This is a genomic window from Thermophilibacter mediterraneus (assembly GCF_900119385.1).
Classification (GTDB): domain Bacteria; phylum Actinomycetota; class Coriobacteriia; order Coriobacteriales; family Atopobiaceae; genus Thermophilibacter; species Thermophilibacter mediterraneus.
Genome location: NZ_FPKO01000009.1, coordinates 41188 through 58296 on the forward strand (window position 1 = coordinate 41188; position 17109 = coordinate 58296).

Genomic DNA, 17109 nt, shown 5'->3' on the forward strand with positions numbered 1-17109 from the left:
TATTGACACCCGCGTCGGTTGACACTGGCGTCTCGGTTGACACTGGCGTCAGGTCATAGTGTCAAGTCCGCTTGGGGAGGGTGGACGGGGCCGGCAGCTGGGGACGGCGCCAAGATCGAAACGGAGCCGATTGCGAAAACGGGGCCGAATCGGCGGCTGTTTTCGCAGGATGCTCCGTCTCGGCACGGGGGCCGAGAAGAACGTCAGAGCGCGACGCCGGAGCGAACGAGAAGGGCCCGCGCCCCGGCCCGGTCGGCTGGGGCGCGGGCCGGGACGCGGCTCGCCAGCGTCAAGTCGACTAGACCGCCAGGCCCGCCTCGTACCCCTCGCGGGAGGCGACCAGGGCGTTGCCCGCCCTCACCGCGCTGCCGATCACGCGGACGTCGTCGCAGTGACGGCGAGCGACCTCCTCGAGCGGATTGTGTGCCTTGTAGCCGAAGGCCGAGATGACCGTGGCCGCCGGAAGGGTGTGCTCGACTCCCTCGGCGTCCTCGTAGACCACGCCGTAGCCGGTTGCCGCCGTGGCGCCGCCGGCCTCGCCGCTCCAGCTCGAGACCGACCCGTCGACCTCGACCCCGGTCTCGATGCGCTTGACCGTGGCGCCCACGTGCGCCTTCACGCCGGAGGCGCCCAGCATGCCCATGAGGACCTGCTTGGTGATGGGCATCATGTCAAGGCAGAGGTCGTCGCGCATCTCGAGCACCGAGACGTCGTCGCGATAGCGCGCCACGAAGTCGGCAGTCTCCGCGCCAACCTCGCCGCCGCCGCAGACCACCACCGGGCCCGGGCGCACCTCGGCCCTCCCGAGGAGCACGTCCTCGGCGGTAACCGCGTTCTCGATTCCCGGGATGGGAGGCGTGAGCGGCCGAGCGCCCGTGGCGATCACGACAGCATCGGGCTTCTCGTCAGCGATGAGCTTCTCGGTGACCTCGCAGCCCAGGTGAACCGGAACGCCCAGCTCCTCGAGGCTCGCGCGCAGGCTGCTCACGTACGTGGCGAGCTCTCCCTTGCCCACCGGGTACGCCGCCGACCTGAACTGGCCTCCGAGCTGGCCCTGTGCCTCGAAGACCTCGACCGCGTGCCCGCGCCTGGCGGCCGCCTCGGCGGCCTGCAGCCCGGCAGGGCCGCCACCGATCACCATGACGCGACGAGGCTCGTCGACGGGAGCGAGGTCGGCCTCGTACTCGCGTCCGACGCGCGGGTTCACCACGCAGGTCACCGCCTCGTCCGCGTAGAGCGGCGCCTCGCAGCCCTGCAGGCAGCCGATGCACTGGCGGATGGTTCCCACCTTGCCGCACGCCGCCTTCCGGGGCAGGTTCGGGTCCGCAAGCGAGCCGCGGCCCATCGCCACGAAGTCGGCCACGCCCATCTTGAGGAGCGTGTCGGCCATCTCGGGGTCGTTCACGCGGTTGGAGAGAATCACCGGGATGCTCACGACCTGCTTGATGAGGGCGCTTCGCTCCATGTTGAGCGCGTGAGGCGTGAACATCGGCGCGATGACCTGGTCGGTGGGAGCGCTCGCGTACATGCCGTTGGAGCAGTTGATCGCATCGAAGCCCACCTCCTCGAGGTGTCGGCACAGCTGGAGCGTCTCGGCGATGGTGCGCCCGCCGGGAACGAGGTCGTCGCTCGAGATGCGGACGGTGATGGCGAAGTCGGGACCCGTCTGCGCGCGCATGGCGCCGATGATCTCGTCCACGATGCGCACGCGGTTCTCGAAGCACCCGCCGTACTCGTCCACGCGACGGTTCACGGCAGGTGACAGGAACTCGGCGAGCAGATAGCCGTGCGCGCAGTGGAGCTCGACTCCGTCGAAGCCCGCGCGCTCCGCTCGACCCGCCGCGGCGCCGAAGTCGGACACCAGCTGGTGAATCTCCTCGACCCTCATCTCGCGCGCGAGCGCCTGGCATGCCGGGCAGGTGGTGGCGCTCGGGGCGACCACCTCGAGCCCGCAGGTGGCCTGCGGCATCACCTGGCGACCGGGGTGGTACAACTGGCAGAAGATCTTGCTCCCTTGCGCGTGGACCGCGTCGGTCAGCTCGCGGTTGCCCGCCACCTGGCCGTCGTTCCAGAGGCCCGGGATGCGCGTGTAGCCCTTTCGGCCCTCCTGGACGCAGTAGTCCTCGGTGATGAGCAGGCCCCAGCCTCCCTTGGCCTTCTCCTCCATGTAGCGCAGGTAGCGCTCCGTGATGGTTCCCTCGAGGTTGCAGTAGTTGGTCACCATGGCCGGCACCACCAGCCGGTTGGGAATCTCGCAGCTCCCGATCATGAGCGGCGAGAACAACGTGTCGAGCTTCATGCCTCTCCTTCCCGAGCGTCCCTGCGGGGACCGCCCCCGCTGCACTATGCTTGATGCTCGAGGTGGGGCCTACCCCCCGGTCAAGACCGTTCGCTGAATTGAGGGCTCCGTGCGCTACACACAGAAGGACATGCGCGAGCGACTCGGGATCTCGCGCGACACGCTGCGCCTCTACGAGCGACGCGGCATCATCCAGCCCGAGGTCGACCCCTCGAACGGCTATCGCTACTACGACAGCTGGCAGGTCAACCTCATCTGGGACTGCAAGCTCTACCAGGGAATGGGCTTCTCGCTCGCCGAGATCGGGGAGATCCTGCACGAGGATGACCTCGACTCGCTGCGAGGGCGCGTGCGGGACCGTCGCGACGCGCTCGCGCGAGAGCTCCGTCGCCTCGAGCTCGAGCTCGAGGAGTGCGAGCTCTATCTCGACGAGCTCGGAACGGTGCCCGGAGGGCTGGGCGACTTCGAGCTTCTGCAGGTCGAGGAGCGGCTCTTCGCCCCCGCTCGCGAGGTCCACGACTTCCCCGAGGGAACCACGCGCGCGGCGATTCGGTTCATGAACCAAGAGACCTCGCTCACGCGCCCGCTGTTCTGGTTTCCCGACATCAGCGAGGGACGCTACTTCTGGGGCTTCTCGATGCGAGCCTCGGTGAGCGCGGCGCTCGGCGAGGACGTCGACGAGCATGGGGTCGTGCGACTGCCCGCGTGTCGCGCGCTCTCGACCAGATGTGACGCCCACGAGCGCGGGGGCTTTGACCGTGAGCTTTTCGACGACCTCGTCGAGGAGGCCGGGCGAAGGGGGCTCCGTCCGCGCGGGGACCTCTACGGCACGCTCGTCGGACGGGCGCACGGCAGCGACGGCTACCATCGCTACATCCACGCGTTCCTCCCGGTGGAGTGCTGACACTGGCATTGACACTGGTGACAGGGCAAAGTGTCAAGTCCGCACGCGCGAGCAGGAGTGCCATGCACGCAGAGATGCTGGATTTGCTAGTTCACCGCAGCGGTTGGGTATACATTTTGATGTTATTGCAGAGCTGTTGACTGGCCAGGGGGAAGCGCCTAATCCCTGACCTGCATTTTCCCGCCCACGAGCGCCAAGGAACGACCACGATTGGGTGTTCAGGAACCGTCAGGCAACCTCGCTGCTTGCTTGGACCACCCAATCGTCAGGGTATCCTAACAAAAACCGCCTCTTGCATAGACACTAATGCACGGGATTACCCAACGAAGCCTCGAAGGTGGCATCGATGAAATGTCTATGCAAGGCAATGCACGGCGAGAAGAACCTCAAGTGCGCAGATTGAGGCAGAGCAAGGTCAGAACTCACGTCTAGGCACCCACCGGCAGCAGCCCGATCAATCCTAAGGACGTCGCACAGTTTCGGATTTGTGCGACGAACGGAAGTTGCTTGGGAACAAAAGACCTGCTAGGGGTTCTTCTCTCTGCTGATAGCCCTACTTTGACGGGGCAGAATACCCACAATCTCGAAATTGTGCGGCGCGCAAGGCATGCGCAGGATGAGGGGCACAGGGACGCGGGAACGACACCGGACAGGTCGAGCGGAGATCCCGCTCGCCTTCGGGACGAAAGCAGCCTTAAGGTCGTGACCCCGCGCCCCTATCGTGCGGCGGCGACCACCGCGTCGTAGACCTCGGCGCGGGGGAGGCCGAAGGCCTTCGCGAGGCGCTTGGCCAGCGCGCTCTTGGGCTCGCCCGCGGCGAGCCCGGCGGCGATCTCCTCGTCGAGGGTCCGCTCGGGGCCGGAGGCCGCGCGACGACGCTCCACGAGCTCCTCGGCGCTCGGCTCGGCGATCACGATCACGCACTCGCCCTTGACCTCGTCGCGCGCCGCGATCAGCTCCGCGAGCTCCGCGGCCTCGCCGCGCACGACCTCCTCGTGCAGCTTGGTGAGCTCGCGCACGAGCGCCACGCGCCGTCCGCCCATGACCTCGGCGACGTTTGCCAGCGTCTCGGCAACGCGCCGAGGGCTCTCGTAGACGACGAGCGTGCCCGGCACCGCAGCAAGCTCCTCGAGCCGCGCGCGCTGGGCGCCGCCGCGGCGCGGGAGGAACCCCTCGAAGAAGAAGTGCTCGCTCGCGAGGCCAGACGCGACAAGCGCGCAGGTGACCGCGCTCGGACCGGGCACGACCTCCACGCGCTCGCCAGCGTCGAGGGCGGCGTCGACGAGACGCTGGCCGGGATCCGACACGCCGGGCATGCCGGCGTCGGACACGAAGGCAACGCGCTCGCCCGCGGCGAGACGCGCCAGCACCCGCTCGATCTTCTCGCCCATGACGTTCTCGTCGCAGCGCTCGAGGCGGGTGCGCACGCCAAGCGCGCTCAGGAGGCGACCCGTCACGCGCGTGTCCTCGCAGAGCACGAGGTCCGCCTCGCCGAGCGTGCGAATCACGCGGGGCGAGGCGTCCTCGAGGTTGCCTATGGGGGTGCCAACGACGCTGAGCAGACCGGCCATCAGACGATCATCCCGCGCTCGAAGGTCACGAGCGCGACGCGGGCGTCCCAGCCGGCGAGCATGCCGCTCGTCTTCCAGGTGTTGAAGAACCACGCCGGGCACTTCTCGTACGTGCCCAGCTGCTCGGAGGTATACACGCGCTCGAGCGCGATGCGGCCCTCGGGCGTCATCTGCGAGTCCGCGATGGGCAGCGACGAGGACCACTTGCCCGCCATGACGGGCATGCCGGAGCGACGCGCCTCCCGCAGGTGTCGCGCGTGAGCGGCGACGAGCCGGCGCACCCCGGAGGGCCCGGACACGTCCACGCGCTCGACGGGGCGGTCGAGGTGGCAGTCGAGCCAGACGTTGACGTAGTGGCGCTGCGCCATGAAGCGGCCCCAGCCGCCGGGCACCCCGCCGTCGGGCATGATGACGACCGGATCGTCTCCGGCGGCGTTGCGGACGAGCTCGTAGGCCTCGCGGTAGTAGTTGCGCAGCCGATGGATGGGGACGCCGTCGGTGAGGGTGAGGCCGCGTCGGACCTGCGGGACCGTGTCGTCGGCGAGCTCGAGGCCAAAGAACCCCGCGCGCAGGGCGTAGCGCTTGGCGAGCGCGTAGACCACGTCGAGGATGCGCTCGCGCGGGACGTGGCAGTCTGCGTTGTCCGGCGCCATCCCGTCGCCCGCGTGCGGCGCCCCGGGGTTCATGGCAAGGACGAAGACGACCTTCAGGCCGAGCTCCTCCGCCCAATCGAGCGCCTGATCGACGTGCTCGATGCAGCCGACGTAGGGGCCGGGCTCGGGGCCCTGCTCGCCGTAGACGTACCACGGCACCGGAAGGCGCACGGCGTTGAACCCGCGCGCGGCGATCTTGACGAAGTCCTCGCGCGTGACGAAGCTCTCGCGATGGGCGCGGACGAAGTCGCCGTAGCGGCGCTCGCCGAGGGCGGTGACGAGCGCGTGCTCGTCGAGCGCGCCCGCCTCGGCAAAGAGCTCGGGCGTCACCCACGACTCAAGCGTCAGCCAGCCCGTCAGGTTGACCCCGTGCAGGGAATGGCTTCCCATGGCGCACCTCCGCTCTCCCGAACTACCCCTGATGAGAGTATAGCCGCCCCGCCGGACACATCTTGTGCGCAAGAAAAACTCGGCGCCGACGGCGGAAACGGGACCGGAGGCGGGGCCGGCGGCGGGAGACGGCGCGGCGGGCCGAGGCTGGAGACGCGACGTTCTTCTCGCCGTGGCTCCGCGCGCCGACCGGGCGCCGCAGATCAGTCCGCGAGGTACGTCGCGCAGTTGAGCGGCGTCTCGTAGACGTCCACCTGGCTGCACGGGAGGCCCCCCGCACGAAGGCGCTCGCAGAAGTGTCGCGCAAGGTTCTCGGCCGTCGTGCGGAAGGGAAGGACCGTGAGGCTGAACCCCTCCCCCTCGAGGGCGGCCACGGTCTCGGGCCTGAGCGTCCCGTCCTCCACGAGGAACGTGTGGTCGAACTCCTCCGCCAGCTCGCGGACGGCGCGCTTGAAGACGCCGAAGTCGCAGACCATGTCACGCTCGGTGCCCTCCGCCCCCAGCTCGGGCGCGCGGAGGTAGGCCACCACGCGCCAGCGGTGCCCGTGGAGGTTCTCGCACTTGCCGTGATAGTCGGCCAGGAAGTGGGCCGAGTCGAAGCTCGCCTCGGTCTTGAGTCCGTACATGGGCGTCCTTTCCTTCGGGGCACAAACAGAGCGCGAGCGGCAGCGGAGACGGCGCGTCAGGCGAGGGGCGAGAAGGACCTCGCCCCCACGCGCCACCGCGCCGTCCGGCGACGGCGCGGCGCGTCAGGCACGCTACTCGCCCGAGCCCGAGGGGGCGCCCCCGTCGGGCGCGCCGCCCCGGCCACGCCCGCCGCGGCGACGGCGACGGCGAGGCTTGGCGGCACCGTCGGGGCCGGTCGCGGCGCCTCCCTGCTGGCCGCCCATGTGCTGCGGGGCGCGGCGCTGCTGCCCCTGCGCCTGCTGCGGCGCGGGCGGGCGCTGCTCGCCGGACTGGGCCTGCTGCGCGGCGCGCTTCTTGCGACTGGGCTGCATCCCGCCCCCCTTGTCGCCCGGGCGTCGCGTGCGCTTGGCGGGCTGCTGCGCCGGGGCGTCCGCGGACGCCTCGGCGGTGTGGTGGTGGCGACGACGGCGCGTTCCGGGCTGCGCCGAGGCGTCCGCCTGGGGCGCCGCGTGCAACTGCGAGGCCGCCTGGGGCTGGGCCGCCGCCCCGCCGCCGTCACCGGGGCGGCGCTTGCGGCGGCGCCTCGTCGGCGCCTCGTCGGCGGCCTCGGGCCGATCGGCGCGGGGGCCGCGACCGGGCTCGCCGGAGCCGACCGCCGCCGAGCCCTGCCCCGACCCGCGACGACGCTTGCGGCGCGTCTCGACGAAGAGGTCGGACGCGTCGACCTCGGGCTCGGCGATCACGCCGTTCTTGCGGTCGAGCTCGGCGAGCGCCATCTGGACGTCCGGGGAGTCCAGTCGGTCGAGCACCTCGCGCGCGACGGTGTCCGGGCGGCACGGGCAGCCGAGCTCCTCGGACTTCTTGTGCGCTGCCTCGGAGGCGGTCATGTCGGCGAGCGCCACGCGGATCTGCTTGCCGCTCTCGAGGCGCAGGCAGATCTGCTCCTTGGGCGTGTCGTACTCGATGATCTTGCCCTTGCCGAGCGGGGTGTCGATCACGGCGTTGCGCTTGGGCGCCCGGCTCTTGAAGTCGCGGTACGCCTCGAACTCGTAGCGCAGGCAGCACATGAGCCTGCCGCACGCACCGGAGATCTTGGTCGAGTTGAGGGGGAGGTCCTGCTCCTTGGCCATGCGGATCGAGACGGGGTCGAAGCCCATGGCGAAGCGCCTGCAGCACAGCTCCTGGCCGCAGTGGCCGTAGCCGCCCACGATGGCCGCCTCCTCGCGCACGCCGATCTGACGCATGTCGATGCGCACGTGGAACTCGCGCGCGAGGTCGCGCACGAGCTGGCGGAAGTCGACGCGCTCCTCGGCGGCGAAGTAGCACACCGCCTTGTCGCCGTCGAAGAGGTACTCCACGCCGACGGGCTTCATGTCGAGCCCCGACTCCGTCACGTGGCGGCGGAACGCCGGCATGGACTCCTCGCCGCGGCGCTCGAGCTCCTCCGCGCGCTCGAGGTCGGCGTCAGTCGCGATGCGGAGCACGGGGCGCAGCTGGGCGTGGCCGATCGTCTCGGCGAGCTCCTCCTCCGTGACCTCGCGCGCGTCGGCCGTGGCGAGGCCGAACTCCTTGCCGCGCTCGGTGGAGCAGATGACGTGGTCGCCCTCCTGGGCGCCGGTGCCCGCGGGGTCGAACCACAGGTCGCGGGCGGCATAGGTGAACCTCACCGGGATGATGGCGGGCATTCGAGTGCCTCCTTGATGGAAAGCAGCATGACCTCGAGGGTCAGCTGGGGCGAAACGTTGTGCGCGAGGTCCCCCGACGCGCGCCCCACGGCCTCGAGGGCGCGCAGGATGCCCGGGGTGTCGCTCGCGGCGGCGATGCGGTCGACGGTGGCCGCGGCATCGTCGTTGACGATGGGCTCGTCCACGCGCTCGCTCACCAGGAGCGCGTCGCGCAGGACGGACTCGGCCGCTGCCAGGGCCTCCATCATACCCGAACGCTCCCGAGCGGTGAGCTCGCGCTTGTTCGCGTCCGCCACCTGCTTGAGCGCGGCGGAGGTGAGGAAGTCCTGCGTCTCCTTGAGCGCGTCCTCCTGCGCCTGCCTGACGTCGGCGAGCGGAACGGCGACGGCGGCCACGATCTCGCGGGCGGCGAGAAGGACGTCCCACGAGTCGTCGCGCGCCAGGGAGTCGAGCGCGGAGACCACGAGCCTGCGCACCTGCCGGCGCCCCGTCGAGCGCAGGAACTCCGCCGCGCGCCCGGGCGAGCCGGCGACTGCGAGCGCCACGCGCGCCTCGGTCTGCGTGGCGGCGCAGGACCGCATGACGGCATCAAGGCCCGCGCGCGGGGAGAGCGCCCGGAACGGGACCTGCTGGCAGCGCGAGACGATGGTGGGCAGCATCGCGGCCGTGGTGCGGGCGCACAGGACGAAGATGACGTCCCCGGGGGGTTCCTCGAGAGTCTTGAGCAGGGCGTTTGCCGCGGCGCCGCGCAGCAGCTCCGCGCGCTCCAGCACGTAGACCTTGACCGGGGCACGCGTGGGCGCGAGGCTCACGTCGGCGATGAGCTCGCGGACCTGGTCGACGAGGTAGCCCGTGGCGCTGCCCGGCACGAGCCAGCGCACGTCCGGATGGGTGCGATGCGCCACGCGACGGCACTCGTCACAGGCGGCGTCTCCCCCGCGCGGGCAGACGAGGCACTTGGCGAGCGCCTCCGCGGCCTCGTGCTTGCCAGACCCCGGGGCGCCCACGAAGAGGTACGCATGGCTGACCCGGCCCTCGGCGAGCGCCGTGGCCAGGAAGTCGCGAACGCGCGGCTGGTCCGAGAGCGCGTCGAGCGCCGCGGGTCGGGGCGCCGGGGCGCGGCCGGCGTCGGCGGTCGAGCGCGACGGGGAGGTTGGCTCGGTCACGCGCTCACCCCCACAGGTCCCGGAGCGCGTCGAGCAGACGCGCGGTAACCTCGTCCTTCTCGCCCGAGGCATCCGTCAGGCGGACGCGCGCGGGCTCCTCCCGCGCGAGCCGCAGGTACGCCGCGCGCACGCGCTCCTGAAAGGCGAGGCCCTCGGCCTCCATGCGGTCCGTCCCGCCCGACGTCGCGCGGGCGTAGGCCGTGCGCGGGTCGAGATCGAGCACGAGCGTGCGATCGGGCGCAAGGCCGCAGCCGCCGAGCGCGTTTGCCATGCGGACGAGCGCCTCGTCGAGGCCCCGACCGCCCGCCTGATAGGCGTAGGTCGAGTCGTAGTAGCGGTCGCACAGCACCACGGCGCCGCGCTCGAGGGCGGGCTCGATCACCTTGCGGACGAGCTGCGCGCGACTGGCCTCGTAGAGCAGCAGCTCGCACTCGGGGACCATCTCGGCGTTGGCGGGGTCGAGCAGGAGGGCGCGCACCTTCTCGGAGATCGGCGTGCCGCCGGGCTCGCGCAGCCTGACGACCTCGCGGCCCCGTGCGACGAGCGCGTCGACGAGCAGCGCGGCCTGCGTCGACTTGCCGCAGCCGTCCGCCCCCTCGAGCGTGATGAAGACCCCTCGTTCGCGCATGCCCCTCCCTCGTCGGTGAACCTCTCTATGGTAGCGCGGGGCGAGCTCTGGCGCGAGAAAACCACGACGCGAGCAGCGGGGCTGGCGGCGGGCACGGTGCTGCGCCTGGTGCCGCGCCCGCGCTGAGCGCCGCGCCTCGCGCCGGGCGCCCCGGGGCTACCTGATGAAGTTCGTGCGCACGGCGGGCTCGCTCTGCGGCAGCCCGACGCCCGCCGCACGGCCGGCCTCGATGCACCTCAGCAGCCACGCCATGTTGCGCCCGAGCTGGCGCATGGTGGCGAGGCCCTCGAGGTCCCTCTCGACCTCCTCCGGTGAGTTCCCGTGAACCATGTTCCAGTAGCGGCTGCTCACGACGGGCATCTGCGAGATGCCGAAGAACTTCTCGATGTCAGCGAGCGCCGAGGTGGTCCCGGCGCGGCGCGCGCTCGCCACCGCGGCGGCGGGCTTGTGCGCGAAGACGTCGGGCCTCCCCGCGCGCCCGTTGGCGTAGAAGAGCCGGTCCATGAAGCCCAGCGCAGACGAGCCGGCGTGCGCGTAGTGGACCGGCGCGCCAAAGACGAAGCCGTCGGCCTCCGCCGCCCTGGCGAGGCACTCGTTGACGCCGTCCTTCTCGCCGAACGCGCACTTCCCCAGCTGGGCGCAGGCGCCGCACCCGACGCAGCCGCCCACGGGCTGGCGGCCGACCCAGACGGTCTGCGTCTCGATGCCGGCGCGGCCCAGCTCGCCGGCGACCTCCTCGAGCGCGCGGTTGGTGCAGCCGTGCTCGTGCGGACTTCCGTTGACCAGCAGAACCCTCATGGCGTCCCCTCTCCGCCGCGCCCCGCGCGGCCCGTGCCATAGATGACGTTGCGTTACCTATTCTACCCGTTCCTCGCCAGCTTGTTCACGCGACGGTCGTAGGTGACGAGGCCGTTGGCCTCCTCCTCCACGTCGCTGAGCTGGGTGTAGACGTAGCCCGCCAGGCCCCGGCCCTCGAGCTCGTCCGCCGCGGAGAGCTGCGCGCGAACCTCCCGCGCGAACTCCTCCGCCCCGCTCGCTGCCTCGTACCCGTACGACGTCTCCAGGCTCGCGTGACCGGGGACCGACCAGCTCACGCCGCCGAACTCCGAGAGCGTGAAGGCCCGCGGCGTTGCGCGGCGCCGATCCGGGTCGCGCCACACCGCGAGCGGCCTGAAGTAGTTGTGCACGCTGAAGAGGTCCCCGCAGCCCCGGTCGTACCAGCCGCTCGTCGCGTCGATGGGGCGCGTGGGGTCGAGCTCGCGCACCGCCTCGGTCGCCGAGCGGGCGTCGAACTGCCCCCACCCCTCGTTGAAGAGCGTCCACCCGATGACGCACGGGTGAGCGGAGAGCAGGCGGACCGTCCCCTCGCAGGTCCTTCTCCACTCCTCGCGGTAGGCGGGGTCTGCCGCCCCGAGCCGGCGCGCCGCGCGCGGCCCCGTGTCGGCGTGTCGAGACCAGCTCGCGCGCAGCAGCGTGGGAAGGTAGCTCGTGTGCAGGGCGTCGTAGGGGCCCGGGTCGCCGCCCGAGACCATGTCCTGCCATACGAGCATGCCCATGCGGTCGCAGAGCGCGTAGAAGCGCGGCGACTCCACCTTGATGTGCTTGCGAAGCAGGTTGAATCCCAGCTCGCGGGCGGTGCGGACGTCGTGGGCGAGCGCCTCCTCGCCGGGCGCGGTCATGAGGCCGTCCGGCCAGTAGCCCTGGTCGAGCACGCCGCGGAGGAAGAGGGGCTCGCCGTTGAGAAGGACGCGCGGGACGCCGTCCCCGCTCGGGGCGACGCGGACGTCGCGCAGCCCGCAGTAGCTGCGCACGCGGTCGGCGCCGTAGGAGAGCTCGAGGTCGTAGAGGTGCGGGTCGCCCGGGGTCCAGGGGTGGGGCCGGGGCACGGCGAGCTCGAGTCGCGCACGGCCGCCGCGCGCCGCGACCGCCCCGCGCGCGACCTCGGCGCCGCCGTCGAGCACGCGCGCCGCGAGCTCCCCCTCCCCCGTCACGCTGGCGAGAAGGACCACGCGGCCGTCGGGGCTCGCCTCCACGCCGATCCCCTCGACGCGCGCGGCGGGGACGACCTCGCACCAGGCGTCCCGCCAGATGCCGCTCTGCGCCGTGTACCAGATGCCCCCGCGGACGAGCCGCTGCTTGCCGCGCAGCTGGGCGCCCTCCTCGGAGGGGTCGAAGACGCAGAGCTCGAGGCGGTTCTCGCCGGGGCGCAGCGCGTCCGTGACGTCCGCCGAGAAGGGCAGGTAGCCGCCCACGTGCTCGGCCACGCGCGAGCCGTTGACGTAGAGCGCGCACGCCCAGTCCACGGCGTCGAGGTGGAGGACGAGGCGCTCGTCGGCCCCGACCGCAGGGGGCACGAAGGTCCGTCGGTACCAGAGCAGCTCGTCCGGGCGGAGCTGGCGGCCCACGCCGGAGAGCGGGGCCTCGGGCGAGAAGGGCACGAGGATCGGGAGCCACGTGGCGTCCGCGGGAGGCGCCGCGCGGCGCCAGGAGCGGGCGGCGTCGGGGTCGGTCACGAAGGCGCACTCCCAGGTGCCGTTGAGCGACGTCCACGCCTCGCGCTCGAGGAGCGGGCGCGGGTGCGACGCGAACGCGCGCGCGAGGTCGACGTCCCCCGCGGCGATTGCCTCGCCCCACGGCGTCCACAGCGCGGCGAGCCTTGCCTCTGTCGGCGGCTTCGGCTTGCTCGCGAGCACGCGCCCGATGTCCAGCATGGTGCCCCCCAATCAACGGTTTCCCCGATTGTCGCACGGGACGTACCGGAGCGGGCGCGGGGGGCGCGAGACGGGAGGCCGGGTTCCGCACGACGGCGCGGACCCGGCCGTGTCGCTACGACTTCGCCTTGGGGGCCGGCTTCTTGGTCGCCGACTTCTTCGCGGGCGCCTTGCGAGCGCCGCGCGAGCCGCGCGCGGCCCGTGCGGCCTCCTTCTTCTCGCGGCCGGGGCACTCCATGTTGGGGCAGAGCTTCCAGGGCCCGCGCGCCGTGGTCACGACGACCATCGGGGCCCCGCAGTCCGGGCAGGTCTCTCCCGTGGCCTCGAGCTTCCCACGGGCCGGCAGCGGGTAGCTCGTCCCGCAGTCGTCGTAGTTGGTGCAGCGGATGAAGCGCTTCCCGCTCTTCTCCGACTTGTGCGCCACGAGGCGCCCGGACCGTCCCGCCTCGCGGCACGCGGGGCACTCCCCCACGTCGACGTCGGGCTCCCGGTTGGTCGCGCACGCCGGGTTGATGCAGGTCTCGTACGCGCGGCTGCGGAACGGCTGCACCTTGACGCGCGGCGCCCCGCACTCCGGGCACACGGCGGCGTCGCCCTCGAGCGCGATGATCTTGCCCTGGGGGAGCGGGTACGTGACGTCGCACTCCGGCCAGCCCATGCAGCCCGCAAAGCTGCCGCGGGTCTTGGCGGAGGTCTTGACCACGAGGTCGCGCCCGCACGAGGGGCACACGCCGATCTTGGCGTCGGCCGTCACGGCGTCGGCGATCTGCTCGGAGAGGTCGTCGGTGTGCTCGACGAGCGCGTCCATGAGGCCGGCGAGCAGGGCGCGCGAGTGGTTGACCACCTGCGCCTGGGTCTCGGACCCCTCGGCGACGTGCGTCATGTCGTCCTCGAGCTCTGCCGTCATGTCGGCGGAGGTGATGCGCGGCGCGTACTGCGTAAGCGCGTCGATGATCGCCATGCCGAGCTGGCTCGGCTCCACCGGGTCTCCGCGGAAGTACTTGCGCTCGTAGAGCGTGTCGATGATGCTCGCGCGCGTGGACTTGGTGCCCAGGCCGCGCTTCTCCATCTCCTGGATGAGCTTGCCCTGGCTGTAGCGCGCGGGCGGCTCGGTCTGCTTCGCGAGCAGCTCCATGTCGCGCACGGACACGACGTCACCCTCCGCGAGGGGCGGGAGCTGGTCGTCCTTCTTGAGGCCGTAGGGATAGATCGCGCGGAAGCCCGGGCTCGCGAGCACGCTCCCGCTGACCGTGAACGGCTCGCCGGAGACGTCAATCGAGACCTTGGTCCCCTCGATCGTGGCCGGGCCCATGAGCGTCGCCAGGAAGCGCCGCGCGATGAGGTTGTAGAGCTTCCACTCCGCGGGCTGCAGGCTGTCCGGGCTCGCGGCAGCCGTGGGGTAGATGGGCGGGTGGTCGGTGGTCTCCTGCTTGCCGCGCGTGGCAGTGAGCTTGGGCTGGGCGAGCAGGGCCTGGCAGGTGCCGGCGTACTGCGGGACCTTCGCGAGCGTGCGCACGCAGTCGCGCAGGTCGAGCGAGCTGGGGTAGACGGTGTTGTCGACGCGCGGGTACGAGATGAGGCCGTCCATGTAGAGGCTCTCGGCCAGGCGCATGGTCCGCGCGGGCGAGATGCCCTCCGCGGCGGCCGCGGCCTGGAGGGAGGTCGTGTTGAACGGCGCGGGCGGACGCTGGGTGCGGCTCTTGCGCTCCACGGCGCTCACGCGACCCTGCGAGGCCCCGGACACGTGCGCGTACGCCGCCTCGGCCGCGGGCTGGTCCCAGAAGCGTGCCGTGGCGTGGGTGATGCGGAAGTCCTGCCCGTCCTTCTCGCCCTGGCCCTGGATGACCCAGTAGTCCTCGGGCTTGAAGGCGAGTCGCTCGCGCTCGCGCTCCACCACGAGGGCGAGGGTGGGCGTCTGGACGCGCCCCGCGGAGCGCACGTTGCCGAGGCCGCTCCAGCGCGCCGCGGTGAGGTAGCGCGTGAGGACGGCGCCCCAGATGAGGTCGATGTACTGGCGCGACTCGCCCGCGTCGGCGAGGTCCTGGTCGAGCTCGACGAGGTTCGCGAAGGCGTGGTCGATCTCGGACTTGGTGAAGGCGGAGTAGCGCGCGCGGGAGACGGGCACGTCGGGCGCGACCTCGCGGATCTGGCGCAGGGCGTCGGAGCCGATGAGCTCGCCCTCGCGGTCGAAGTCGGTGCCGATCACCACGGAGTCGGCCTTCTTCGCGAGGTTCTTGAGCGCGCGGATGATCTCCTTCTCGGCGGGGAGCTTCTCGATGGGGGCCCACACGAGGTAGGGCAGGCTCTGGATCTTCCAGCCCTTGAGGTCGACGCCGTTCGCGAGGAAGGGCTTGCGCTTGGACTTGTAGGGCGGACGCGCCAGGCCGTCGGGGACGTCCGCGGGCAGCAGCTCGCCGTCGGCGGTGAGCCCCTGCCAGCCCTCCTGGGGGTCGAAGGTCAGCTGGACCGGGAAGTCGACCTTCAGGATGTGGCCGCGCAGACCGATGGTCACGCAGTCCTCCCCGCCCGCGCGGAAGCGGTAGACCGGGGTGTTGTAGACCTTGTCTGCCTTGGGCTTGCCGGACTCGGAGAGCAGCCGCGCGATCTGCTGCGCCGCGTCGTTCTTCTCGGTGACGATGAGCCTCACGACGTCACCCGCCTAGAGCCGGTCCAGGTCGCGCTGCTCGTAGTCCTCGCGGGTCCACTTGAGTGCGGCCTTGCCGTCGCGGGCGATGATGATGTAGCGGGCGACGGCAAGGGCGACCTCGTACAGGGCGATAAGAACGGCGAACATGAGGATCATCGTGATGGGCGAGGCGTCGGGCGTCACCACGGCGGAGAGCGCCATCAGGGCCACGTAGACGAAGCGCCACTGCTGGCGGAACGTCTTGTACGGCACGATGTGCAGGATCGACAGGTAGAAGATCACGAGCGGAAGCTGGAAGGCGATGCCGAAGCCGATCTCGAGCAGCATGTAGATGTTGAGGTAGTCCTCGGCGTTTGCCATGCTCTGCGCGAACTCGAAGGTCTGGTCGAGCAGCCAGCCAAAGGCCGCGGGCTGCACCACGAAGAAGCAGAAGATCATGCCGAGGAAGAACAGGAACACCATGGCGGCGACGGTCGGCACGACCCACTTGCGCTCGCTCGGCTTGAGCGCCGGCAGGAAGAACGCCATGATCTCCCAGATGATGATCGGGCAGCAGATGATGACCGAGAAGAACACCGCGACCTTGAAGCGGATGGTGAAGCCGCCGAGCGCGGAGAAGACGTAGAGGTCGCCGCCTCGCATGGCCTCGCGGATCTGGTCGATCATGAGCTCGATGAGCGTGGGCGTGGCAAAGTAGACGATGAGGGAGCAGACGATCACGGAGACCACGATGATGGTGAGGCGGCGCCTGAACTCGCCGAGGTGGTCCATGATGGGCATGCGCGCTGGTCCGATCGGCATGGGTTAGGCCTCACTCTCGTCGTCCGCGGCGTCGTCGTCGGCGCCGCTCTCCTCGGACTGGTCGCGCCCGGCACCGTGCCCCTCGCTCTCCTCGGCGCTGCCGGCGGCGTCAGCCGCGGGGCGAGAAGGACGGCGCATCGCGTAGAGGTCCGCCGCGGAGGGCTTGCTGGGGGTCGGCTCTGGCAGGGGCTCGTCTGCCGCCGCCTCGGCTGCGGGCTCTGCGGCCTGGCCGGCCTCGGCATCGGCGTCAAGGTCCTTCTCGGCGTCCGCACCCTGCTCGGCCTCGGCAGCCGCCGCGGCCTCCCGCTCAGCAGCCTCGCGGGCGGCCTTCTCCGCGGCGAGGCGCTTCTTGCGCTCGGCGAAGGTCTCGGTCCTGCGGGCGCGGGGGGCGTCCTCCCCCTCGGGGGCGTCGATGTCGGCGTCCTCGTCGAGCTCGGCGGCGCGGTTGCGGTTGGGCTTGCTCGCGTCGGCGTTCATGGCCTGCGTCGCCGGGTCGACGATCTCGCTCTGGACGACCTGCGAGAAGCCCTCCTGGGCGTTCCTGAACTGGCGCAGGGCGCGGCCGAGCGTCCTGCCCATGCCCGGGAGCTTGTCCGGGCCAAAGATCAGGAACGCGAAGAGCAGGATGAGGAAGAGCTCTGTTCCTCCGATACCAAACAAGTTCTGTCCTTCCCTCGTGCGCTAGCGGGTCTCGTCACTGATGTTGAGCTCGTCGGTGACCCCGAGCAGGCCCAGGACGCGCGCGACGTTTCTCTGCGGGCGGGCAACCGAGAGGCGGGTGCCCTGGTCGGCGGCGCGGTGCGCCGCGCCCACGAGCACGCCGATTCCGGTGGAGTCGATGTAGGGCACCGTGGCGAGGTCGACGACGATCTCGGCGTCGCCCGCCTCGAGGCGCTGGGAGAGCTGGGAGCGAAGCTCGTCGGCGTTGGAGACGTCGACCTCCCCCTCCACGAGCACGACCGAGCGGACGGACGCGCCCTGCGGCTCGCTGGTGATGGTGATGGAAAGGCTCATGGGGTCCTCCTCG

Annotated in this window: 14 protein-coding genes; 1 reads left to right on the top strand and 13 read right to left on the bottom strand. The window is 71.1% G+C overall.

Annotation, left to right across the window (positions count from 1 at the left end; all coding sequences use genetic code 11):
- Positions 1-298 precede the first annotated feature (298 nt).
- On the bottom strand, positions 299-2299 hold the full coding sequence (locus BQ7106_RS04895; protein ID WP_072372223.1) for an oxidoreductase: 2001 nt from the start codon (positions 2297-2299) through the stop codon (positions 299-301).
- 109 nt (positions 2300-2408) lie between these two features.
- Between BQ7106_RS04895 and BQ7106_RS04900 the strand changes: the two genes are divergently transcribed.
- The gene (locus tag BQ7106_RS04900; RefSeq protein ID WP_129583803.1) at positions 2409-3203 is read left to right on the top strand and encodes a MerR family transcriptional regulator; all 795 of its coding nucleotides are present in this window, start codon (positions 2409-2411) and stop codon (positions 3201-3203) included.
- 716 nt (positions 3204-3919) lie between these two features.
- On the opposite strand, the gene rsmI is transcribed toward BQ7106_RS04900, so the two are convergent.
- The 12 genes from rsmI to BQ7106_RS04960 all read right to left on the bottom strand — a co-directional run bounded on the left by rsmI (position 3920) and on the right by BQ7106_RS04960 (position 17096).
- On the bottom strand, positions 3920-4774 hold the full coding sequence (gene rsmI, locus BQ7106_RS04905; protein ID WP_072372230.1) for a 16S rRNA (cytidine(1402)-2'-O)-methyltransferase: 855 nt from the start codon (positions 4772-4774) through the stop codon (positions 3920-3922).
- A complete protein-coding gene (locus BQ7106_RS04910; RefSeq protein WP_072372233.1) occupies positions 4774-5817 on the bottom strand; it encodes a glycoside hydrolase family 5 protein in 1044 nt (347 codons plus the stop codon). Before BQ7106_RS04910 ends, rsmI begins: the two co-directional genes overlap by 1 nt.
- A gap of 203 nt (positions 5818-6020) precedes the next feature.
- Positions 6021-6443 carry a 6-pyruvoyl trahydropterin synthase family protein gene (locus tag BQ7106_RS04915; RefSeq protein ID WP_072372236.1) on the bottom strand — a complete coding sequence of 141 codons (423 nt, stop codon included), beginning with the start codon at positions 6441-6443 and terminating at the stop codon, positions 6021-6023.
- 132 nt (positions 6444-6575) lie between these two features.
- The gene (locus tag BQ7106_RS04920; protein WP_072372238.1) at positions 6576-8129 is read right to left on the bottom strand and encodes a PSP1 domain-containing protein; all 1554 of its coding nucleotides are present in this window, start codon (positions 8127-8129) and stop codon (positions 6576-6578) included.
- The gene (locus BQ7106_RS04925) at positions 8108-9295 is read right to left on the bottom strand and encodes a DNA polymerase III subunit (RefSeq protein WP_072372241.1); all 1188 of its coding nucleotides are present in this window, start codon (positions 9293-9295) and stop codon (positions 8108-8110) included. The genes BQ7106_RS04920 and BQ7106_RS04925 overlap by 22 nt, the downstream gene beginning before the upstream one ends.
- Positions 9296-9299: 4 nt before the next feature.
- Entirely contained in the window at positions 9300-9923 is a 624-nt protein-coding gene (tmk, locus tag BQ7106_RS04930) for a dTMP kinase (protein ID WP_072372244.1), read from the bottom strand.
- Between the two features lie 156 nt (positions 9924-10079).
- Positions 10080-10721, bottom strand: a complete 642-nt coding sequence (locus tag BQ7106_RS04935; protein ID WP_072372247.1) for a flavodoxin family protein — start codon at positions 10719-10721, stop codon at positions 10080-10082.
- 62 nt (positions 10722-10783) lie between these two features.
- A complete protein-coding gene (locus BQ7106_RS04940; RefSeq protein ID WP_072372250.1) occupies positions 10784-12634 on the bottom strand; it encodes a glycoside hydrolase family 2 protein in 1851 nt (616 codons plus the stop codon).
- 115 nt (positions 12635-12749) lie between these two features.
- A complete protein-coding gene (locus tag BQ7106_RS04945) occupies positions 12750-15281 on the bottom strand; it encodes a DNA topoisomerase I (protein ID WP_072372253.1) in 2532 nt (843 codons plus the stop codon).
- A 12-nt stretch (positions 15282-15293) separates the two neighbouring features.
- The gene (tatC, locus tag BQ7106_RS04950; RefSeq protein WP_072372256.1) at positions 15294-16082 is read right to left on the bottom strand and encodes a twin-arginine translocase subunit TatC; all 789 of its coding nucleotides are present in this window, start codon (positions 16080-16082) and stop codon (positions 15294-15296) included.
- A 3-nt stretch (positions 16083-16085) separates the two neighbouring features.
- On the bottom strand, positions 16086-16742 hold the full coding sequence (locus tag BQ7106_RS11350) for a twin-arginine translocase TatA/TatE family subunit (RefSeq protein ID WP_072372258.1): 657 nt from the start codon (positions 16740-16742) through the stop codon (positions 16086-16088).
- A 21-nt stretch (positions 16743-16763) separates the two neighbouring features.
- Positions 16764-17096 (bottom strand): STAS domain-containing protein, encoded by a 333-nt coding sequence (locus BQ7106_RS04960; RefSeq protein WP_072372260.1) that lies wholly within the window; start codon positions 17094-17096, stop codon positions 16764-16766.
- Positions 17097-17109: the final 13 nt, after the last annotated feature.